The sequence below is a fragment of the Roseateles sp. P4_D2 genome (assembly GCF_056401875.1).
In genome coordinates this window covers 12,826-33,108 of sequence record NZ_JBFUIM010000021.1, presented here as the reverse complement: position 1 = coordinate 33,108, position 20,283 = coordinate 12,826, and the positions used below count along the sequence as shown (strand labels likewise).

The following is a 20,283-nucleotide window of genomic DNA, read 5'->3' as shown; positions in this document are numbered from 1 at the left end:
TACCAACCGCTCACTGACAACGACTCACGCGCATGCGCTTCGAACTCGATACCGGCCTGTCCAGCCTGCAGGGCAAGCGTCCTCGCAACGAGGACTTCGCCGGCGTGCAGGCGCCGGCTGCGCACGAGGCCGAGCGCGGCTGGGTCGCCGCCTTGGCTGATGGCGTCAGCGGTGGCGAGCACTCGAATGGCGATGGCCTGATGGCCGCCCAGACCTCGGTCATGAGCCTGCTGCGCGACTTCCACGGCGTGCCCGCCGACTGGGACACGAGCGTGGCGCTGGACCGCCTGCTCGGGCACCAGAACGCTTGGCTCGCCTCGCACAACCGCCGCCCCGGGCCGGACGGTCAGCCGCGCGAGGCGCTGACGACGCTGACGGCCATCGCACTGCGCGGCCGCCGCTACGCGTTGGCCCATGTGGGTGACAGCCGCGCCTGGCTGCTGCGCGACGGCCAATGCCTGCTGCTGACCCAGGACCATCGCATGGAGCGCCGCGACTTCGCCGGCCTCACGCGCGCCCTGGGCCTGGACGATGCGCTGCGCCTGGACCACAGCGCCGGCGAGCTCAAGGTGGGGGACCGCCTGTTGCTGACCAGCGATGGCGTGCACGGTTCCCTGCGCAGCCGCCAGATCGCCGACCTGTTGCGCACCACGCCAGGCGCGCAGGCGGCGGCCGATGCGCTGACCGCTGCGGCACTGGCGGCTGGCAGCCACGACAACGCGACCGCCCTCGTCCTCGACGTCAAGGACCTGGCTGATCCGGGCCTGAACGACCTCGCGGCATTGGGCCGAACCTTGCCCAGCCCCGGGCCGCTCGGTGTCGGCGCGACGCTGGACGGCTACCAGGTCACCGCCGTCGTCGCCGACAACGGCGTGCACCGCCTTTTGCAGGCGCGCGAGCTTGCCAGCGGGCGCCTCGTGGCCCTGAAGATGCTGCGCCCCGGCCGCGCCGACGATCCTGAAGAGCGCGCCATGCTGGCCCACGAGATCTGGCTGGGCCTGCGCCTGGCCGAGGCGCCCCGGCACCGTCGGCGTGGGGGTGAGAGCGGTTTTGTGCGCGTTCATGCGCCGGCCGATGGCGCCACCCACTTCTACGCCGTGTTCGACTGGCATGGCGGCCACACGCTGGAGCAACTGCTCGCCAAAGGCCCGCTGGATACGGTCCAGGCTCTGGGCCTGGCCAGCGCCGTCGCGCGCTCATTGAGCCTGCTGCATGCCGCCGGCGTCGTGCACCGCGACATCAAGCCGGCCAATCTGCATCTGGGTGAAGATGGCCAGTGGCGCGTGCTGGACCTGGGCGTCGCCCTGAGCCCACGCGCGCCCGCGGCCTCGCACGAGCTGCATGCCGGCACGCCCAGCTATATCAACCCCGAGCAATGGCAGGATCCGCCGACCCCGGCCGACGCGGGTTCTGACTTGTTTGCGCTGGGCGTGACCCTCTACCAGGCGCTGACGGGCCGCCTGCCCTATGGCGAGATCGAACCCTATCAACTGGCCCGCTATCGTCGCGAGCCGGCCAGCGTCAGCCGGCTGCAGCCCAGCGTGCCCATGCCGCTGGACCGTCTCGTCATGCGCGCCGTCGCTCGCGAGGCCAAGGCGCGTTTCGAGACGGCCGACGAGTTGCTGCTGGCGCTCGAACGGCTGGCCGCCCGCGACCAGCCCGCCTCCGCGCGCCCGCCCAAGGCCGCGCGCGAGGCGGTGAGCGTCTGGCAGGTCGGCCTGGGCCTGTCCGTGCTGCTCAACCTGCTGCTGATTGCCTGGCTGGCCTTCCTGCCGCGCTAGGGCCTGTTAACGCTACGGCAACGCGACCCCTTGCCGTAGCGTTAGCAGGCCCTATTCAGAGCCCAAGGCGGTCGCGGTTGATGCCCTTGACCTCGACATCAAACGTGCAGGAGCCGCTGGCCTGGTCGGTCGTGAACTCGACAGTGCCTGCCGCATGGCCGACCGTGTCTTTCATCTCGAAGCGCGTGAAGTGGAATTTGCCAGCCGTCACGCGCTGGCTCTTGCCTTGCACGCGGATGACCGAGCGCCACAGCGACTCCATGGACAGCGTGTAGTCGCCTGGGCCCGTGATGTCGACGGTCTTCAGCTCGACGTTGCTGGTCGGGGCTTCGCCGCCGTCCAGCGTCATCAGCCGAAAGCGCGACAGCTTGCCCGTCGCGCCCGCCTTGCCGCTGGGCGAGTAGTTGAAGTCGGCGTAGCTGTCGGAGACGCGGATGTCGGCGCCAGCAATCTTGCAGCTGATGGCGGCCTGGGCGCCGGCGGCCAGACCGACGAGGGTGAGGGCGATGAGGGTCTTCATGCGCCCAGTGTGCCGAGAGTTGCGCGTCGGGCTGTCCCTCGCGCGAGGGGCAGCCGCGACTCAGATGCGTTGGTAATGCACCGGATCGGCGTCCTGGCCGGCCGTGGCGGCTTGGCGTGCGCGGCCACCCTTCTCGGCCCAGGTGCGCGTCCAGCGGATCTGCATGACGCGCATGACCCCCAGCATCAAAACAGCCAACACCGCGAAGACGACAAAACCCCACATATAAGTGCCCGCATGCTGCTTGGACATGCCCATCAGATTGGGCACCAGGCCGCCGCCCAGGGCGCCGATCTCGCCGATCATCGAGCCGGCCACGGCCGTGGCCGCGGGCCAGCGCAGCGGCACCAACTGGAAGAGGGCGCCATTGCCCGCGCCCAGGGCCGCGAAGCAGACGATGAGCAGCAGCGTCGTCAGCACCAGCGAGCCGCTGCTCATGCCGATCAGGGCCAGCGTGATCGCGACGACGACCAGCACGAAGGTCAGCATGTTGACGCCGCCCCAGCGGTCCGACAGCCAGCCGCCCACCACGCGCACCGCCGCGCCCATGAAGGCCGCCAGCATGGTCAGCTGGCCGGCCTGCACCTTGGAGACGCCGAACTGGTCGTAGTAGTAGGTGGGCAGGAAGGTGGTGAGGCCGATGAAGCCGCCGAAGGTCACGCCGTAGATCAGGCTGAAGGCCCAGCCATCCTTCTCGAACAGGCAGGCGACGTGCTCGCGCAGCGAGGCATGCGCGTCGACATCGGGCGGCTCCTTGGCGAAGATGATCATGACCAGCATTGGCACCAGGATGGCGGCGGCCGCGAAGGCATAGACCGTCTGCCAGCCATAGGCCTGGGCCAGCGGCGGCGCGACGAGCACCGACACCGCCGTGCCGACATTGCCCGCGCCCACCAGGCCCATGGCCAGGCCCTTGTACTGCGGCGGGAACCAGCCCGAGCCCAGGCTCAGCGCCACGCCGAAGCTGGCGCCGGCAATGCCCAGCAGCACGCCCATGGCCAGCAGGTCGTCATAGCTCTTCACCATGAAGAAGCCATACAGCATGGCCACGGCGATCATGCCCATCTCGACCAGCGTCGCGTTCTTGCGGCCGATGTATTGCGACAGCAGACCGAGCGGGAAGCGCATCAGCGCGCCGGCCATGATTGGGATCGACAGCATCAGCCCCTTCTGGGCCGGTGTCAGGTGATAGGTCTCGCTGATGAAGGGCGCCAGCGCGCCGTTGAGCACCCAGATGCAGCAGGAGAACGCGAAGTACAGGAAGGCGGCGAACAGCGTGGAGCTGTGGCCGGCGCGTTTGAAGTTCTGGAATGCGGACATCTTGGGCTCTATCGTGCTGGCTGCACGCGCCCACGCCAACCCACCGGTCGCGTGCCAGGGCGGCAAGGACGTGCAGCGGGAGGGTTTCCGCACCATTGCGGGAACCACGGCCGATACTTGCAAGCCTCATGCCCACCCGCCGGCAACGTCGCTGGCCTGTTTCTTGCGCCGTTTTGGGGCGTGAAGCCTGAAGCCATGCCTGATACCGCCGCTCCTACCTCGCTGCCCCAGCTGCCCTCGCTGATCTGCAGCCCTGAACCGCCGCCCCAGGTGGCCGCTTTGCAGGCCCTGGGCTGGTCTGTGTGCACCGTTTCGGAGCTTGCGCCGCCCGCCGACGGTCCGGCCGTCGGGCTGCTCTGGTGCCCGGACCGCACCGCCTTGGCGCAACTTCTGCACTCGGAGCGGGCTTTCGGCTTGCCCGTGGTGCTGCTGTCGCCGCCGCCTCAGGGGCCCGAGCGGCAGGCTGCGCTGGCCCGCGGTGCCGTGCAATGGCTGCCGGCCGACGTGGATGCCAGCGTGCTGGGCGAGGCCTTGCTGTGGGCGCGTGATCTGACTGCCCAGCAGCAGGCCCGCGAGCTCGCCGCCCAGGCCAAGCTGGACGAGCGCAAGTGGACAGAACGTGCCAAGGGCCTGTTGATGCAGGCTCGCGGCATCGACGAGGCGGCCGCCTTCGCGCTGTTGCGCAACACGGCGATGCAGACCCAGTCCAAGTTGCCCGAGGTGGCGCGTGGCGTCGTGCACACGAGCGAGCTGGCCGAAGCGCTGGAGCGCGCCGGCGCCCAGCGCATGCTGAGCCAGCGCCTGGTCAAGCTGCAGGCCCTGCGCCAGTGGCCGCGCCTCACGCCGCCCGAGCGCCGCGAGGCCCAGGCCTTGCTGGACGCGTCGGCCGAACGCGTGGCGGCCAATCTCGCCCGGCTGGCCGAGCTGCTGCGCCACGATCTGGCCGAGGAGTTGTCTGCCGTATCGGCCGCCTGGGCTCAGCTGGACGCCGCGCTGGCCAACCGCCAGCCCGACCTCGGCCGCAGCGACCGGGCAGCCCAGCGCCTGCTGGAAAGCAGCGAGACGCTGGTCGCCCGCCTGTCCGAACGCGCCGGCCAGCGCCCGGTCGGCCTGTTGGCTCAGGTCACGCGGCTGCGCTTGTTGAGCCAGCGCCTGGCCAAGGAAGGCCTGCTCGCCCAGGTCATGCCGGGCCACGACGCCAGCGGCCTCGCCGCGGGGCTTGATGAATTCATCAAGGCCTATGACAGCGTGCGCGCCGCGCCACTCGCAGGCCCGACCCTGCAGCCGGCCTTCAAGGACGTGGACGAGGCCTGGCTGCTGCTGCTGCGTGGCCTGCGCGTCGAGCAGGGCGACGCGGTGCAGCGCATGCACCAAGGCAGCGAGAGGCTGCTGCAGGCGCTGGAGGCGTTGATTCAGGCGTTGCAGGGGTCGTTGCAGTTGATCTTGGGATGAGGTGGTTCTGGGGGAGCTTTTGCGAAGAGCGCTATTGCTCGGTGCATTGCCGGGAGTCCGTCCCGGCAATGCCGCGAGCAGCAAGCCGCACCGCAAAAGCAACCAAGCCATATTTCCACGCCGACACAATCTGTCGATTCCCTCGATACATCCGAGCGATGCAATGCCTCCATCCGACACTGCCGAAGGAGCTGCAATGCACCACGATCACGACGCCAAGCATGACCACGACCTGGGCCTGGCCCACGACCTGAGCCGCCTGCACCAGCAGGCCTTCGAGCGGCGGACCGCGCTGCGCTGGCTGCTCGGCGCGGGCGCCGTGTCGCTCAGCGGCGCCGGCGCGATAGCGCTGACCGGTTGCGGCGGTGGCGGCAGCAGCGCGACGAGCGACTCATCGTCCTCTTCTTCATCGGGCTCCTCCGGCGGCAGTTCCGGCACAACGACCAGCAGCTGCTCCGTCATTCCCAGCGAGACCGAAGGCCCCTATCCGGGCGACGGATCCAACACCGCCAACGGCAGCGTCGCCAACGCGCTGGCCCTGTCGGGCATCGTGCGCAGCGACATCCGCGCCAGCATCGCCGGCGCCAGCGGCGTAGCCACAGGCGTGCCGCTTCAGGTCATCATCGAGCTTGTGAACACCAACGCCTCCTGCGTCGACTTGTCCGGCTACGCCATCTACCTCTGGCATTGCGATGCGCTGGGTCGCTATTCGATGTACTCCAGCGGCGTGACCGGCGAGAACTACCTGCGCGGCGTGCAGGCCACCGCCACTGACGGCACGGCCACCTTCCAGACCATCTACCCGGGCTGCTACTCGGGCCGCGTGCCCCACATCCACTTCGAGGTCTACCGCAGCACGACGACGGCGACCAACTGGAACAACAAGCTGCGCACCTCGCAGCTGTGCTTCCCGTCGGACTCGAACACCGCCGTCTACGCCACCAGCGGCTATGGCAACAGCGCGGCCAACAACAATGCCATCAGCCTGTCCAGCGACGGCATCTTCAGCGACGGTTATTCGACGCAGCTCGCGACGATGACGGGCTCGGTCAGTGCCGGTTATGTGGCCCGTTTGAAAGTAGGTATTGCCGCATGAGTGGGATCGAGCGCCGGGCCGCCTCTAGCCGAGCCGCATCCCCTCGAGGGATCGGTCGGTGTACCCACCGGACGAGGGGCTGACATGCATTGCCTCGTTGTCGACGATGACGCCGAGATCCGCACCAGCCTGACGGCCTATCTGGAAGGCTTTGGCTGGCGGGTCAGTGCGGCGGCCGACGGACGGGGCATGCGCCAGCAGCTGACGAGCGACCAGGTCGATGTCATCGTGCTCGATCTGATGCTGCCCGGCGAAGACGGCCTGGCGCTGCTGCGCTGGCTGTCCACACGGGCCGATGCGCCGCCGGTGCTGATGCTGACCGCACGCGGCGACACCATGAGCCGCGTCGTCGGCCTGGAGCTCGGCGCCGACGACTACCTCGCCAAGCCCTTCGAGCCGCGCGAATTGGTCGCGCGCTTGCAGGCCCTGGTGAGGCGGGCCAACAAGGGCGGCCAGACCCTGGCCGAGGACACACGCCTGCTGCGCTTCGGCCGCTGGCGCTTCGACCGCATGACGCGCCAGCTCATCAATGCCGACGACGTCGGCATTGCCCTCTCCAGTGCCGAGTTCCGGCTGCTCGGCGCCTTCGTGCAGCGACCGGGCCGCGTGCTCAGCCGTGACCAGCTCATCGAGCTGACTCGCGCGCCCGGCGTTGAGGTCAATGACCGCAGCATCGACCTGGCCGTCTCAAGGCTGCGCGCCAAGCTCGGCGACACCGCTCGCGAGCCCAGCCTCGTGCGCACCGTGCGCGGCGAGGGCTATCTTTTTGATGCCGAGGTGAGCCCGTGCTGAAGCCATGGAAGGACTGGGATCGCCTGGGTCTGCGGCTGTTCCTTTTGATGTGGGCCGCGTTGGCGCTGAGCCATCTGGCGGCCTGGAGCCTCGTGGCGCAGACGCTGCACGGGCCGGGCATGGACGGGCGCCCCGGGCCACCCCCGATGCATGCCAACAGAGGCCCGATTTCTCCGCCGGCTGGTGGCTTTGACGACGCCGGCCCGCCACCGCGCGGTGAACACGTCGCCCGCGTGCCCACCTTCCCGTCGCTGCCGCCCAGCTTGCCCTGGCGCTCCAGCCTGCTGGATTACGGTGTGCGCCTGCTCGTCATCGCGTTGGCGGCTTGGTGGGGTTCGCGCTGGCTGGCCCAGCCTGTGCGCCGTCTCGTTGCCGCGGCGCAGGGGCTGACGCCGGCGCTCGCCCAGGGCCGCCCGGCGCCCGCGCTCGACGAGGCCGGCGGCACCCGCGAGGTGCGCGACGCCGCCGCCGTGTTCAACCGCATGGCGGCCGAGCTGAGCGGCCAGTTCGAGGAACGCGGCCTGATGATCGCGGCCATCTCCCACGACCTGCGCACGCCGCTGACGCGCATGCGGCTGCGGCTGGAGACGGGCGAGGTGGAAGCCGGCGTGCGCGAGCGCTGCGTGGAGGACATCCGCGAGATGAACCGGCTGGTGGAGAGCGTCATCGAGGTGTTCCGTCCCGCCGAGGCGGCCGAGGCCCAGCGCGTCGATCTGTCGGCCCTGGCCCAGTCCGCTGTCGACGACCTGGCCGAGACGGGCGCCACCGTCAGCTTCACCGGCCCGCCGGCTGTCGTGCGAGCCGATCCGGTCGCCCTGCGTCGCGTGGTCGACAACCTCGTCGGCAATGCGCTGCGCTATGCCGGCCAGGCCGAGGTCAGCGTCGACCTGTCGGCCGGTGTGACGCGGCTGGTGGTGGAAGACAACGGCCCCGGCATCCCGGAAGCCGAGCTGGAGCGCGTGCGCCAGCCCTTCCGCCGCGTCGAGGGCTCGCGCAACCGCCAAACCGGCGGCACGGGGCTGGGCCTGTACATCGCCCAGCAACTGGTGCGGCGGCAGGGCGCGCTGCTCGTGCTCAGCAACCGGCCAGAAGGTGGACTGCGGGCGGAAGTCGTTTTCTAGGCGCCTCGCGCATAGCGCGCCGGTGGCTGGCCCACGTGGCGCGTGAAGGCCACGCTGAAGGTGCTGGCCGAGCTGTAGCCGACGCGCTCGGCCACGTCGGCCACGCCCAGGCTCTCGTCGCGCAACAGCCGCCGCGCCAGAGCCATGCGCCAGGCCAGCAGATAGCTCATCGGCGCGACGCCCACCGCGCGGTTGAAGCGTTCGAAGAAGGCTGAGCGCGACAGGGCCGCCTCCCTGGCCAGTGAGGTGACGGTCCAGGGCTGGGCCGGTGCTTCGTGCAATCGGCGCAGCGCGGCGGCCAGGCGCACGTCGGCCAGGCCGCGCACCAGGCCCGGCGACGCGGCGGTGCCAGCCGCACAGCGCAGGGCCTCGATGAGCAACACCTCCAGCAGCCGCGCCAGCACCTCGTCGCGCGCCGGCCGCTCGGCGCCGGTTTCGTCGATGAGCAGCCGTACCAGCGCCGTCAACCGCGGCTCGCCGCGCACATGCATCAGCTGGGGAAGCAGCGAGACCAGCAAGGCCGCATCCGGCGAGCCGAAGCTGCAATGCCCCACCAGCAGCCGCACGTCGGCGGGGCCGTCGGCGTTGCCGACGCGGTAGCTGCCGTCCGCCAGCCGCTCGGGCAGTGTCAGGGGCAAGTCCGCCGCCGCCGGGCCGGCGCTGCTGGTCGTGAAGGGCAGCGCTGCGGGCACGAGGGCGAAGTCGCCGGCTTGCAGGTCCAGCGGCGGTTGCCCGTCGACCGTGAGGCGGCACGCGCCTTCCAGCACGACGGCATAGAAAGGCAGGCCGGCGTCCGTGCGGCGCACCCGCCAGTCGCCCGCACCGGCAACCACCTTGGAAAAGCGTGCGCCGGGCTGCAGGAGACCAACGACTTCGGCGAGGGGATCGGTCACGACAGGACGTTTGCCAATGTTTTGCGGACTTTTGATTGTAGGCAGTCCTGCTGCGCCGCCCTATCGTGGCGCATCCCCCAACCCCCAGGAGTTCCCCATGAAAACCGTGCTCATCACCGGCTGCTCGTCCGGCTTTGGCCTCGAAACCGCGCGCCACTTCCTCGACCAGGGCTGGCAGGTCATCGCGACGATGCGCACGCCGCGCGACGATCTGCTGCCGCGCAGCGAACGCCTGCGCGTGCTGCCGCTGGACGTGACCGACGCCGCCAGCATCCGCTACTGCGTGGACGCGGCGGGTCCTGTCGACGTGCTGGTCAACAACGCCGGCATCGGCCTGCTGGGCGCGCTGGAAGGCATCCCGATGGCACAGGTACGCGAGATCTTCGAGGCCAATACCTTCGGCACGATGGCGATGACTCAAGCCCTGTTGCCGCAGATGCGCCAGCGCCGCTCGGGCATCGTCATCAACGTCACGTCCAGCGTGACGCTGAAGGCGTTGCCGCTGCTGGCCGTCTACACGGCGAGCAAGGCGGCGGTGAATGCGTTCACCGAGTCGCTGGCGTTGGAGCTGCATCCCTTCGGCATCCGCGCCTGCGTCGTGCTGCCGGGCCGCTCGCCCACCACCCGCTTCGCCGAGAACGCGCGCTCGCGCATGCAGGGCAGCATTCCCGAGGCCTATGCGGAGCTGGCCGAGCGCGTGTTCGCCAACTGGGCCGAGCAGCCTGCGGGCGAGGTGACGCATGCCCACGATGTGGCCCTGGCTGTGTGGCGCGCGGCCACGGACCCCAGCTGCCCGATGCGCGTGCCCGCAGGTGCCGACGCGGTGGCGTTGGCGGCCTGACGGCTCACGCGGCCTCGGTGAGGCGCGGCGTCAGGCCGCGCGACGCGCAGAAGTCACGGTAGCCGGCGATCACGTCGGCCGTCGTGATGTGCCGTTGCACCGTGCCGTCGACCGCCACGTAGTCCACGTCGCCACGCACGACGACATGCAGCACCAGCACCTCGTCGCCGACGGCCTCCCAGCTGTCGACATTGCCGACGGGCTCGAAGACATAGTCGCCCGCGCCGATGACGCGGCCGTCGTCCAGGCGGCGCTGGCCCTGCAGGTTCAGGCCGTGCACCTCGCCGTGGTGGCGGTGCAGCGTCAACTTCGTTCCAGGCGTGAGCCGCATCAGTTCCACCCAGCCGCCATCGGCAAGGAATTGCAGCGGCAGCGACCACTTGCCCGGGCCTTCGGGGATCCAGGCGTCCAGGCCGGCGCGCCGCAATGCTGCGTCGACATGGGGCCGGACATGGGGTTGCAGGCCGTCGAAGGGTGTCGTCATCGCGCTCATGGCAATCTCCTGTGTTGCAGGGCGCTAGAGTGCCGGCTTGCATGGCTCCACAAAAGAGCCAAATTGAAGAGAAGACATGGAGCCAAGCCTGGAACTCGATCTGCAGCTCGCCGCGCGCGGTTCGCGCCTGGCCAGCCTGCATGCGGCGCTGCGTGACGCCATCGCCAGCGGGCGCCTTGCACCTGGGCTGCGCCTGCCGTCGTCACGCGAGCTGGCGGCGCAGGTGGGCGTGTCACGCAACACCGCGGTGGCCGCCTATGAGTTGCTGGCGTCCGAGGGCTGGCTGGAGTCGCGCGGCGCGGGCGGCAGCTTTGTGGCCGAGCTGCCGCGGGCCGCGGTGGGCGTTTCGGACCGCGCCAGCGTGGCGCCCTGGGCCGACAGCCGCTGGCTGCGCGGCGAGAGTGGCGGGTGGCCGGCCGCGTTCACCAGCGGCCCGGCACCGGCCTATCACTTCAAGACCGGCATGCCGGACACGGCGAGCTTTCCTTTTGACGTGCTGCGCCGCCTGCAGACGCGCGCGCTGCAGGCCGCCGCGCGCGAGCCGGCAAGCTACCCGCCGGCGCAGGGCCTGCCGGCGCTGCGGGCCGCCATCGCGGGCCATGTGTCGTCGTCCCGCGCGGTGGCTTGCACGGCGGACGACGTGGTCATCACGGCCGGGGCGCAGCAGGCCTTCGACCTGATCCCGCGCGTGCTGGTCACGCCGGGTCAGACGCTGGCCGCTGTCGAGAACCCAGGCTACCCGCCGCTGCGCGCGGCCCTGCTGGCTGCGGGGGCGAAGCTCGCGCCGATACCGCTGGACGCTGAAGGGCTGGTCGTGAGCGCCCTGCCGACGGAGACACGCATCGTCTGCGTGACGCCGTCGCACCAGGCGCCGCTGGGCATGGCGATGTCGCTGCCGCGCCGTCGCGACCTGCTGAACTGGGCCGCCGCGCACCAGGCCGTCGTCATCGAGGACGACTACGACGGCGAGTTCCGCTTCACGTCGCGGCCCTTGGACGCCTTGAAGACGCTGGACCGCGATGGCCGCGTCTTCTATGTCGGTACCTTGTCCAAGAGCATGCTGCCGGCGCTGCGCCTGGGCTATGTCGTCGCTCCCGCCTGGGCACGCGAGGCGCTGGTGGCAGCCAAGCATGCGGCGGGTTTTGGCACGCCGGCGCTGACGCAGGCGGCCGTGGCCGACTTCATCGCCGAGGGCCATCTGCTGCGGCATGTGCGCCGCATGCGGGGCGAGTACGCCGAGCGGCGCCGCGTGCTGGAGCAGATGCTCAAGCGCCATATGGGCGATCGGGTGGAAATCTTCTCCGCCATTGCGGGCCTGCACCTGGCCGTGGCGCTGCCCGGCGTCGATGCCGACGAGCTGACGCGTCGCGCCTGGGCCGCCGGCGTCGGCGTCGAGCCGCTGAGCCGCTACTGGCTGGGCGCGGGCGGTGTGCAGGGGCTGGTGCTGGGCTACGGCAGCGTCACGGCGGCGCGCATTCCCGAGGCCGTGCGGCGCCTCGCAAAAGCGCTTGGCACCCTCTGAATCGCTGAACTTGGCTCTGTGACCGGGCGACCGGACTGCCTAGGCTGCAGGCCTGGCAAATCACGGAGCACACGATGGCCCACTTCATGTGCCGCACCTGCGGCACCGAACACGACGACAGCGCCCAGCCGCCGGGGCTGTGCCGCATCTGCAGCGACGAGCGCCAGTACGTCGGCTGGCAAGGGCAGGTCTGGACGACACATGACGAGCTGGCCACCCTCCACCGCAACCGGCTGGAGATGGATCACGCGCTGTTCGGCATCGGTGTCGCGCCGGGCTTTGCGATTCCACAGCGGGCGCTGCACCTGGCCGAGGCAGGTGTGTTGTGGGAGAGCACGGCCCTCGTCACAGAGGAGGCGGTGGCTGAGCTGAAGCGGCGCGGTGGCGTGGAGCGCATCGCGATCTCCCACCCGCACTTCTATTCGGCCATGGTGCGCTGGAGCGAGGCGTTGGGCGGCGTGCCGATCTTCGTGCACGAGAACGACCGCGAGTGGGTGGCGCGCTGTTCGCGCTGGGTGGAGTTTTGGCGCGGCGACACGCTGGACCTGGGCCGCGGCGCGACGCTGTTGCGTTGCCCGGGGCACTTCCCGGGCAGCACGGTGCTGCACTGGTCTGGTGGCGGAAAGTCGCTGTTGCTGGCGGGTGATGCGCTGCATGTGGCGCAGGACCGGCGGCACGTCAGCTTCATGTACAGCGTGCCCAACCATGTGCCGGCCAGGCCGGCGTTGGTGAGGGAGACGCAGGCGAGGCTGCGTGGGTTGTCGTTCGACGACGTCTACGGTTTTACGTGGGGGCTGAACATCATCGGGGGCGGGCGCGAGGCGGTGGATGCGTCGTTTGAGCGGTACTTTGAAGTGGTAGGTGGGTAGGTAGTTGGTTGGATGCTTTGCGCAGCGGGTGTTTGCTCGGTGCATTGCCGGGAGTCCCGCCCGGCAGCGGGGTAACTTTCTTCTGCGGGGCCAGAAGAAAGTCACCAAAGAAGAGGCCCTGAACCGCATACGAGCACCACACCGCCAGGATCGGCGCGCGAAAACTCTCACTTCCATTTCGGGCAGACGCGACCCGCTGCGCTCTCGCTGCTGTCCCTATGACGAGCATCAAGGATCGCCCCTTCACGCCGGTTAACGTCGGCTGCACGCCGAACTCGTCAGGGAATACCGCGTCGCTGGGGCGACGCTTCAGCGGGTGGGCACGAGTCGCGTCGCCCGCGCGACGCTGCATTTGGTTTTCCGGTGAGCACGGCGTGCAGCCGCGCGTTAAGCGGGCAGGTGGTGCGATGGATGGTGCGGGTGACAGGGACAGCAGCGAGAGCGCAGCGGGTCGCGTCGTCCCGCAACGCCATTGGGCGTTTTCGCGCGCCGCTGACGGCGGCGCCGCGATGGTGTGCGGTTCAGGGCCTCTTCTTTGGTGACTTTCTTCTGGCCCCGCAGAAGAAAGTTACCCGGCCGCCGGGACGGACTCCCGGCAATGCAGCGAGCAGACGCGCTCTGCGCAAAAGCAGCCCGCCCGCAGCCATCAAGCCATCAAGCCATCAAGCCGCCTGCTCCACATGCGCATGCCTTGTGTACAGGAAGTCGATGACCTCCTTGCGTGCAGCCACATAGCGAGCGTCTTCCGCCAGCTCCACACGCACCCGCGGCCGCGGGATGCCCACCGACAGGATCTCGCCAATCGTCGCCGCCGGCCCGTTGGTCATCATGACGATGCGATCCGACAGCAGCACGGCTTCGTCCACGTCGTGGGTCACCATGACCACCGTGCTCTGCGTGCGCGCGACGATCTTCAGCAACTCGTCCTGCAGCTTGGCGCGGGTCAGCGCGTCCAGCGCACCGAAGGGCTCGTCCATCAGCAGCACCTTGGGCTCCATGGCCAGGGCCCGGGCGATGCCGACGCGCTGCTTCATGCCGCCCGAGATTTCATGCGGGCGCTTGTGCAGCGCATGGCTCATGCCCACCAGCTCCAGCGCGGCGCGGGCGCGCACCTTGAGCTGGGCGGGGCTCTCCTTGCCGCTGAAGACGGACTCGACCGCCAGCAGCACGTTGTCCAGGCAGGAGAGCCAGGGCAGCAGCGAGTGGTTCTGGAAGACGACGGCACGCTCGGGCCCCGGTGCGGCGATCTCGCGGCCGTCGCAGATCAGCGCGCCCGAGGTTGGCGCCAGCAGGCCGGCGATCAGGTTCAGCAGCGTCGACTTGCCGCAGCCCGAGTGGCCGATCAGCGTGATGAACTCGCCACGCTGCACGTCGAGGTTGACGTCCTGCAGCGCATGGAAGCGCCCCTTGCGGGTGGTGAAGACCATCTCGGCGGCTTGCACTTGGATGAAGGGCTTCATGGCATCAGTCCTCGAAGGTGAAGTGCTTGGCAAGAGACATCAGGAACCATTCGAGCAGCAGCCCGACGGTACCGATGACGAAGATGGCGATGATGATGTGGGCGACGTTGAGGTTGTTCCACTCGTCCCAGACCCAGAAGCCGATGCCGACGCCGCCGGTCAGCATCTCGGCCGCGACGATGACCAGCCAGGCCGTACCGACCGACAGGCGCACGCCCGTCAGCACATAGGGCAGCACCGCGGGCAGCAGGATGCGCGTGATGACCTTCCACTCGGACAGGCGCAGCACGCGGGCGACGTTGAGGTAGTCGACCGGCACGCGCTGCACGCCGACGGCTGTGTTCACCACCATGGGCCAGATCGAGCAGATGAAGATGGTCCAGATCGCGGCCGGGTTGGCGCTCTTGAACACCAGCAGGCCGATGGGCAGCCAAGCCAGCGGCGACACCGGCTTGAGCAGCGCGATCAGCGGCGACACCATGCGGTTGGCGAACTCGAAGCGGCCGATGATGAAACCCAGCGGGATGCCGACGAGGGCCGCCAGGCCGAAGCCCATGCCGACGCGCGACAGCGAGTTCAGGATGTTCCAGCCTATGCCCTGGTCGTTCGGGCCCTTGCGATAGAACGGGTCGGAGAAGAGCTGCACGGCGGCATCGAAGGTGGCCGCCGGGGTGGGGAAGCTGCCGCCCTTCATGGTGGCCAGGCCCCAAAGGCCAATGAGCAGGGCCATGCCGAGGACGGGGGGCAGTACTCGCATCGCCAGCGCACGCCAGTCGTAGGGCGTGCGTTTCGGTGCAGGCTTGGGCATCTCGGCGGGTGCGGCAACCGCGGGGCGGCTGGCGCTGGCGGTGGTGGTGGATGCAGAAGCCGCAACGGCTTCGCCCGGGGAGTGGAAGACTGCGGAGACCATGATTAAGCCTTGATCTTGAAGCCGTCGGCGTACTTCGCCGGGTCCTTGCCATCCCAGACAACGCCGTCGATCAGCTTGCTGGTGCGGAAGTCACTCTTGGGCACGTTGATGCCCATGGCGCTGGCCACTTGCTTGTAGAGCGCCGTCTGGTTGACCTGCTTGGCCACCGCCAGGTAGTCAGGGTGGGACTTGAGCAGGCCCCAGCGCTTGTGCTGGGTCAGGAACCACATGCCGTCGGACAGGTAGGGGTAGTTCACCGTCCCGTCGTTGAAGAACTTCATGTGGTTGGGGTCGTCCCAGGTCTTGCCCAGGCCATTCTGGTAGCGGCCCAGGATGCGCTGGTTGATCGCGTCGACGCCTGTGTTGATGTAGGCCTTCTGCGCGACCGTCTCCGCCATCTTCAGCTTGTTGGACAGGCTGGCGTCGATCCAGCGGCTGGCCTCCAGCACGGCCATCATGACGGCGCGGGTGGTGTTGGGGTACTTCTTGACGAAGTCGGCGCTGGTGCCCAGCACCTTCTCCGGATGGTCCTTCCAGAGGTCCTGCGTCGTGTTGGCCGTGATGCCGATGCCGTCCATGATGGCGCGGTGGTTCCAGGGCTCGCCGACGCAGAAGCCGTCCATGTTGCCCACGCGCATATTGGCCACCATCTGCGGCGGCGGCACGGTGATGAGCTTGGCGCCCGACATCGGGTTGATGCCCGCGGCGGCCAGCCAGTAATGCATCCACATCGCGTGGGTGCCGGTCGGGAAGGTGCCAGCGAAGGTGTATTCGCGCGGGTTGGCCGCCATCACCTTGGCCAGCGACGGGCCGTCGACGGCGCCCTTGTCGGCCAGCGCCTTGGACAGCGTGAAGGCCTGGCCGTTGTGGTTCAGGTTCATCAGCACGGCCATGTCCTTCTTGGGGCCGCTGGTGCCCAGATGGACGCCGTAGACGAGGCCGTAGAGCACATGCGCCATGTCCAGCTCGCCGTTGACGAGCTTGTCGCGCACGCCGGCCCAGGAAGCCTCCTTGGTCGGGATGATCTTGACGCCGTACTTCTTGTCGAAGCCCAGCTCGGCGGCCATCACGACCGATGCGCAATCCGTCAGCGGGATGAAGCCGATGCGCACTTCCTCCTTCTCGGGCTTGTCCGATCCCTGGGCCCAGGCACCGCCGGCCAAGCCGAGGGTGGGGAGGGCTGCAGCCGCGGCCAGCAGGCTGCGGCGCTGAAGGTGGGGCGTGGCGTTCGAGTTGTCGCTGGCGGTCATCACGGGCTCCTGTTCATGCAAGGCGCAACGCCGTGCGACCACGCATCGCCCGCACCGCGGCGAGCAGCGCGAGCGACAAAGGAGAGGTCGGACGCCGTTGTCCCGAAGTGCCGGCCGATTCATCAGCCGGCCGGCCCGAGAGGCCTGCGCCATTGCAGGCCTCGCATTGGTTAACGCAGGTTGCGTGCCAGCCCCCGCACCGTGGCGCCAGGCCCGATTTGCACGCGCTTGGCGCATGGCAGGCGCTGTGGCGGGCGGTTTGCGCCGGGTCGGTGCGTGCAGTCACGACGCGTGTTGGTGCGTCCGGGTGCGCGGCGCCCCGGGTGCGGGCATGCATTTTTAGGAGCGCCCGCAATTGCCCGCCGACAGGGTCAGCCGCTTCAATGCGGCCATACCAAGACAGGGAGTGCCCCATGCGGCTGGACAACTACAGCGTTGCCCCTTTTGAAAGCCTTGATGCCTTCGATCCGGTGCAGCGTGACGCCGATGCGCCCCGGCATGGCGCATCTGAGGCGCCGGCGCCCGAGCCGGTCATCGCCGAAGAGACGCCCAGCCGGTTGCTCGCCGAGATGGCCCGGCAACCGCCGGCCTTCGTGCTGCTGCCGGAGCCCGAGCCGATGCGCCGGCTGCCGCGCCTGGTCGATGGCGACCGCTGGCCGCTGCGGCAGCGCGAGCCTGAAGGGCGCTTCGAACGTTTCGAACGCTTCGAGCGCGACGGCGGCCAGGACGGCGAGCTGCCCAGCCACACGCCTGCCTCGGTTGCCGAGGTGCCCGTGCCGGCCCCGCCGCCCGCACCCGCACCGCCGTCGGCCAGCGAGCCGGCGTCGGTCGAAGCGGCGCCTGCACCTGCGCCGGTCGAAGCGGTGGCTCCCATCGAGGCCCCGCCCCCTGCTGCCGCGCCCACGCCACCCGCGGCCAACACAGGCACCGTGGCGTTGCCGCTCGGCCCGGCGGTCAACCCGGACTGGTTGAACCAGCGCGAAGCTGCGCTGAAGGGCGTGCGCGCTGAATTCGAAGCTGCGCGTGAAGCCGCCCGTCAGGCGCCACCCGCCGATGTGGCGCAGGCGATCGGCTCCGGCTGGGTGGCTGCGCAAACCGATCACGACGGCAACCCCGTCAACGGCGCCGTCTTCGTGCCCGACACCGCCGCGGCGGCCGCGGCTCCCGGGCCCGTGCCGGCCTGGATGCTGCGCGAGGGCATGGGCGCCCCCGCGCCGCAGGGCCAGTGGCTGAGCTTCGACGATGGTGCCTACGAGCAGGCCTACCGCGAGCGCCTTGCCGCGCGGCCCGAGGCCTCCGCGCCGCTGAACAAGCTGGCCGAGCTTTACGGCCAGCCCGTGCAGCAACTGCTCGGCACGCAACCGGGGCTGTGGGCGCTGGGCACGCAGGACCACGCCATCAACGCCGGCCCGCCGCCGCAGCCCGGCGTGGCGATGGGCGACGCCGTCAGCCTTGGCCAGCTCGACCTCTATCTGGCTGACCCCTTCATCACCCAGCTGCGCACCCAGCTCGGCGGCGCGCCCGCCGCGCCGACGAGCGGCCTCGCGCTGGAGCAGCAGCGCCTGTACGGCACCGAGCGTGTCGCCGAGCTGACCCAGCTCAGCCAGGCCATGACGGCCGTGCGCCAGACCCATGCCGCGGCCATGCAGGCCGCGCGCGACGGTGGCGGCACGGGCTGGATCGAGGTGCCGCTGCAGTTCGGCACCGACCCGGAGACGGGCTGGCCCACCGGCATCTACCAGACCGTGGGCGACGGCGAGATCCTGCGCGACGCCAGCGGCGCGCCGGTGCTGGCCACGCAGCGCGTCTTCGACGAGGCGGCGTTCACGAACGCCTGGCTGGCCCAGGGCGGGCTGGCGCAGGAGGCGTTCGCCCGCTTCTACGGCCAGGCCCACAGCCAGATCACGCTGCAGCAGGACAACAGCGAGAGTGGCGGCCCGCCCCGCTGGGTCAGCCAGCCCGGCCTGGACAACCCGCACGCCGCCCTCGGGGACAGCGGCGTCTGGGACGGCGACCTGGTGGCGCTGGACCTGAACCGCGCGCCCAAGCTCAACAACGACGCGGGCGTCGGCTTCGACCCGCAACTCGGCTGGGTCACGTCGCGCGACAACCTCTACGAGCACCGCAACTGGTTCGAGCGTGCAATGCCGGTCGTGATGGTGGCCTTCGTCAGCTGGGCCACCGCCGGTGCGGCTTCGGCGGCCGGCTGGGGCGCCGTCGGCTCGGCGGCGGCCGCCGGTGCCGCGGCCTCCTTCGCGGGCGGGGTCATCAACGGCAACCTCAGCCTCAAGGGCGTGCTCATTGGCGCCGTCAGCGGCGCACTGACGGCCGGCCTGACGCCCGGGCTCACCAACACGCTCAAGGAAGCCGGGCTGGGCGCGGCCGCTGGCGTCGCCGCCCGCATGACGGTGCAGGGCGGCATCCAGGCGCTGCTGGGCGGCAAGTTCAAGGATGGCGCGATCGCGGGCTTTGCCAGCGGGCTGGCGGACCTGACGAACGCCAACATCGGCGAGAGCATCAACAAGGCCGTGGCGGCCGGCACGATGAGCACGGCCGAGGCCTTCGCCGCGCGCTCCTTCAACACGGTGCTGGGCAGCGCCATCCGCGCGGCCGCCTCGCCGGACGATCCGGCGCATGCATTTGCCAGTGCCTGGCTGGACGGGCTGATGCGGGACAACCTGCCTCCAGTGCAGGCGCCCGCGCCGGCGCCGGCCGATGGCGACGGCGTGCAGACCTTCCCCGTGCCGGCCCCGCCACCGGCCGTCGTGACGCCTTTGCCGGCAGAGCCGGTCGATCTGAGCGTGATCACGCCTCGCGAGGGCGAGTCCGACTCCCAGTTCACCGTCCGCATGATGCGCGAGATCTACGGCCAGAACGTGGATCTCAACCCGGCGGGCGAGCACGACAAATTCCAGGTCTACCGCGACGAGAACGGTCGCCTGGTCATCAGCGATGGCACGGGCCTGAATCCGCCCGTCGATCCCAAGGTCACCGCCGCCTTCGAGGCGATGCTGGCCCAGCGCATGCAGCAGCTCAATGCCCTCGCGGCGGTGCAGCGCTCACAGGCCTTCAGCGACTGGGCTGCCGCCAACAACCGGCCGGTCGTCGAGCCGCCAGAAACCGGCGTCTGGGGCCAGCGCATCCCCGTCGTGGCCGACGTGCGGGACTTCCTGCTTTCGCAGATCGACCAGGCTGTTGCGAAGACCAGTGGCAGCGGTCAGGTGGCTCTGGAAGGGCTGCGTATCGCCGTGGAAGCGATCACTCCCGAAACCTATGGCGACGCGGCGCTCAACGAACTTGGCGCCGGCGTTGTCAAGGCCGGATTGCCACTGGCGGGCGTCCTCAAGGCGGCGGCGATTGAAAGCCGGCTCGGCAAGGAAGTGGGTGAGCTGTTGCAGGCCGCCTCGCGTGAAGGCGGTGATGTGGCCGGGCATTTGCTGGGCAATGCCGCCGAAGCCGAAGCAAGAGAGGCCGGCCGCTTCGTCATACGCGAGGTTCCTGGCAAGAAAGGTGACTGGAATGCCGCGCTGAGCGGGGAGCTCAAGTCGAACGCCACCTATGTCCTGACAAACGGCCATACCTACACGACGGATACCCTGGGTCGCGTCGTGAAGGCCGAGGGGACGTTGAATCCCGCGACGGTGGACCGCAATGCCTACCAGCAGCTTCTGGCCGGCAGGGCGGGCGGCGATGGCTACGATGGCGGACACCTCATCGGTACGCTGGTGGGAGGCGCCGGCGAGAAGATCAACTTGGTCGCCCAACTCTCCAGCGTGAATCGCGGCGAATTCCGGGTCATGGAGAAATCCTGGGCCGAGGCGATGCAGGCGGGCAAGGAGGTGAGGGTGGAGGTCAGTCCTGTCTATGCCGCTGTTGGCGAGGTGCCCACGAGGATCGACGTGAGGTATTGGATCGACGGCGCGGCGACCAAACGAGTGTTTCCCAATACCCCCGGGGGATGAA

At 69.5% G+C, this 20,283-nt stretch carries 16 protein-coding genes; 9 read left to right on the top strand and 7 right to left on the bottom strand.

What is annotated here, in order from left to right:
• Positions 1–32: 32 nt before the first annotated feature.
• Positions 33–1,781, top strand: a complete 1,749-nt coding sequence (locus AC1DW0_RS28020; RefSeq protein ID WP_477949312.1) for a bifunctional protein-serine/threonine kinase/phosphatase — start codon at positions 33–35, stop codon at positions 1,779–1,781.
• A 55-nt stretch (positions 1,782–1,836) separates the two neighbouring features.
• Here AC1DW0_RS28020 and AC1DW0_RS28015 read toward each other — a convergent pair whose 3' ends face one another.
• Entirely contained in the window at positions 1,837–2,301 is a 465-nt protein-coding gene (locus AC1DW0_RS28015; RefSeq protein WP_457442703.1) for a hypothetical protein, read from the bottom strand.
• A 60-nt stretch (positions 2,302–2,361) separates the two neighbouring features.
• A complete protein-coding gene (locus tag AC1DW0_RS28010; RefSeq protein ID WP_477949310.1) occupies positions 2,362–3,621 on the bottom strand; it encodes an MFS transporter in 1,260 nt (419 codons plus the stop codon).
• 195 nt (positions 3,622–3,816) lie between these two features.
• Between AC1DW0_RS28010 and AC1DW0_RS28005 the strand changes: the two genes are divergently transcribed.
• The 4 genes from AC1DW0_RS28005 (at position 3,817) to AC1DW0_RS27990 (ending at position 8,082) form a co-directional block, all read left to right on the top strand.
• Positions 3,817–5,073 carry an ANTAR domain-containing response regulator gene (locus AC1DW0_RS28005; protein ID WP_457442705.1) on the top strand — a complete coding sequence of 419 codons (1,257 nt, stop codon included), beginning with the start codon at positions 3,817–3,819 and terminating at the stop codon, positions 5,071–5,073.
• A 196-nt stretch (positions 5,074–5,269) separates the two neighbouring features.
• Complete coding sequence (locus AC1DW0_RS28000) at positions 5,270–6,169, top strand: dioxygenase family protein (RefSeq protein WP_056194594.1); 900 nt, start codon at positions 5,270–5,272, stop codon at positions 6,167–6,169.
• Positions 6,170–6,253: 84 nt separating this feature from the next.
• Complete coding sequence (locus AC1DW0_RS27995) at positions 6,254–6,961, top strand: response regulator (RefSeq protein ID WP_056194592.1); 708 nt, start codon at positions 6,254–6,256, stop codon at positions 6,959–6,961.
• Positions 6,955–8,082 carry an ATP-binding protein gene (locus AC1DW0_RS27990; RefSeq protein ID WP_056194589.1) on the top strand — a complete coding sequence of 376 codons (1,128 nt, stop codon included), beginning with the start codon at positions 6,955–6,957 and terminating at the stop codon, positions 8,080–8,082. The genes AC1DW0_RS27995 and AC1DW0_RS27990 overlap by 7 nt, the downstream gene beginning before the upstream one ends.
• On the opposite strand, the gene AC1DW0_RS27985 is transcribed toward AC1DW0_RS27990, so the two are convergent.
• Positions 8,079–8,975, bottom strand: a complete 897-nt coding sequence (locus AC1DW0_RS27985; protein WP_056194586.1) for an AraC family transcriptional regulator — start codon at positions 8,973–8,975, stop codon at positions 8,079–8,081. The genes AC1DW0_RS27990 and AC1DW0_RS27985 overlap by 4 nt on opposite strands.
• 97 nt (positions 8,976–9,072) lie before the next feature.
• On the opposite strand from AC1DW0_RS27985, the gene AC1DW0_RS27980 reads away from it, so the two are divergent.
• Positions 9,073–9,816: an SDR family oxidoreductase gene (locus AC1DW0_RS27980; RefSeq protein ID WP_477949306.1), complete on the top strand. Its 744-nt coding sequence runs from the start codon at positions 9,073–9,075 to the stop codon at positions 9,814–9,816.
• Positions 9,817–9,820: 4 nt separating this feature from the next.
• Here AC1DW0_RS27980 and AC1DW0_RS27975 read toward each other — a convergent pair whose 3' ends face one another.
• The gene (locus AC1DW0_RS27975; protein WP_477949304.1) at positions 9,821–10,309 is read right to left on the bottom strand and encodes a cupin domain-containing protein; all 489 of its coding nucleotides are present in this window, start codon (positions 10,307–10,309) and stop codon (positions 9,821–9,823) included.
• A gap of 76 nt (positions 10,310–10,385) precedes the next feature.
• Here AC1DW0_RS27975 and pdxR point away from each other — a divergent pair, with 76 nt between their 5' ends.
• Complete coding sequence (gene pdxR / locus AC1DW0_RS27970; protein WP_477949302.1) at positions 10,386–11,831, top strand: MocR-like pyridoxine biosynthesis transcription factor PdxR; 1,446 nt, start codon at positions 10,386–10,388, stop codon at positions 11,829–11,831.
• A gap of 74 nt (positions 11,832–11,905) precedes the next feature.
• Complete coding sequence (locus AC1DW0_RS27965) at positions 11,906–12,700, top strand: MBL fold metallo-hydrolase (RefSeq protein ID WP_477949300.1); 795 nt, start codon at positions 11,906–11,908, stop codon at positions 12,698–12,700.
• Positions 12,701–13,362: 662 nt separating this feature from the next.
• Here the strand turns inward: AC1DW0_RS27965 and AC1DW0_RS27960 are convergent.
• Genes AC1DW0_RS27960 through AC1DW0_RS27950 form a run of 3 tightly spaced genes read right to left on the bottom strand, consistent with a single transcriptional unit; the run spans position 13,363 to position 16,320 of the window.
• The gene (locus AC1DW0_RS27960) at positions 13,363–14,160 is read right to left on the bottom strand and encodes an ABC transporter ATP-binding protein (RefSeq protein ID WP_457356539.1); all 798 of its coding nucleotides are present in this window, start codon (positions 14,158–14,160) and stop codon (positions 13,363–13,365) included.
• 4 nt (positions 14,161–14,164) lie between these two features.
• Entirely contained in the window at positions 14,165–15,070 is a 906-nt protein-coding gene (gene ntrB, locus AC1DW0_RS27955) for a nitrate ABC transporter permease (protein ID WP_457389979.1), read from the bottom strand.
• A 2-nt stretch (positions 15,071–15,072) separates the two neighbouring features.
• On the bottom strand, positions 15,073–16,320 hold the full coding sequence (locus AC1DW0_RS27950; RefSeq protein ID WP_457442721.1) for a CmpA/NrtA family ABC transporter substrate-binding protein: 1,248 nt from the start codon (positions 16,318–16,320) through the stop codon (positions 15,073–15,075).
• Positions 16,321–16,733: 413 nt separating this feature from the next.
• Between AC1DW0_RS27950 and AC1DW0_RS27945 the strand changes: the two genes are divergently transcribed.
• The gene (locus AC1DW0_RS27945; RefSeq protein ID WP_477949297.1) at positions 16,734–20,282 is read left to right on the top strand and encodes a DNA/RNA non-specific endonuclease; all 3,549 of its coding nucleotides are present in this window, start codon (positions 16,734–16,736) and stop codon (positions 20,280–20,282) included.
• Position 20,283: the final 1 nt, after the last annotated feature.

What these genes read in the sequence shown, in the direction of transcription:
- AC1DW0_RS27965 (WP_477949300.1), top strand. Translation starts at nt 11,906, where the DNA reads ATGGCCCACTTCATGTGCCGCACCTGCGGCACCGAACACGACGACAGC.
- AC1DW0_RS27960 (WP_457356539.1), bottom strand. Translation starts at nt 14,160, where the DNA reads ATGAAGCCCTTCATCCAAGTGCAAGCCGCCGAGATGGTCTTCACCACC.
- ntrB (WP_457389979.1), bottom strand. Translation starts at nt 15,070, where the DNA reads ATGGTCTCCGCAGTCTTCCACTCCCCGGGCGAAGCCGTTGCGGCTTCT.
- pdxR (WP_477949302.1), top strand. Translation starts at nt 10,386, where the DNA reads ATGGAGCCAAGCCTGGAACTCGATCTGCAGCTCGCCGCGCGCGGTTCG.
- AC1DW0_RS28005 (WP_457442705.1), top strand. Translation starts at nt 3,817, where the DNA reads ATGCCTGATACCGCCGCTCCTACCTCGCTGCCCCAGCTGCCCTCGCTG.
- AC1DW0_RS27975 (WP_477949304.1), bottom strand. Translation starts at nt 10,309, where the DNA reads ATGAGCGCGATGACGACACCCTTCGACGGCCTGCAACCCCATGTCCGG.
- AC1DW0_RS28010 (WP_477949310.1), bottom strand. Translation starts at nt 3,621, where the DNA reads ATGTCCGCATTCCAGAACTTCAAACGCGCCGGCCACAGCTCCACGCTG.
- AC1DW0_RS27995 (WP_056194592.1), top strand. Translation starts at nt 6,254, where the DNA reads ATGCATTGCCTCGTTGTCGACGATGACGCCGAGATCCGCACCAGCCTG.
- AC1DW0_RS28015 (WP_457442703.1), bottom strand. Translation starts at nt 2,301, where the DNA reads ATGAAGACCCTCATCGCCCTCACCCTCGTCGGTCTGGCCGCCGGCGCC.
- AC1DW0_RS27980 (WP_477949306.1), top strand. Translation starts at nt 9,073, where the DNA reads ATGAAAACCGTGCTCATCACCGGCTGCTCGTCCGGCTTTGGCCTCGAA.
- AC1DW0_RS27950 (WP_457442721.1), bottom strand. Translation starts at nt 16,320, where the DNA reads ATGACCGCCAGCGACAACTCGAACGCCACGCCCCACCTTCAGCGCCGC.
- AC1DW0_RS28020 (WP_477949312.1), top strand. Translation starts at nt 33, where the DNA reads ATGCGCTTCGAACTCGATACCGGCCTGTCCAGCCTGCAGGGCAAGCGT.
- AC1DW0_RS27945 (WP_477949297.1), top strand. Translation starts at nt 16,734, where the DNA reads ATGCGGCTGGACAACTACAGCGTTGCCCCTTTTGAAAGCCTTGATGCC.
- AC1DW0_RS28000 (WP_056194594.1), top strand. Translation starts at nt 5,270, where the DNA reads ATGCACCACGATCACGACGCCAAGCATGACCACGACCTGGGCCTGGCC.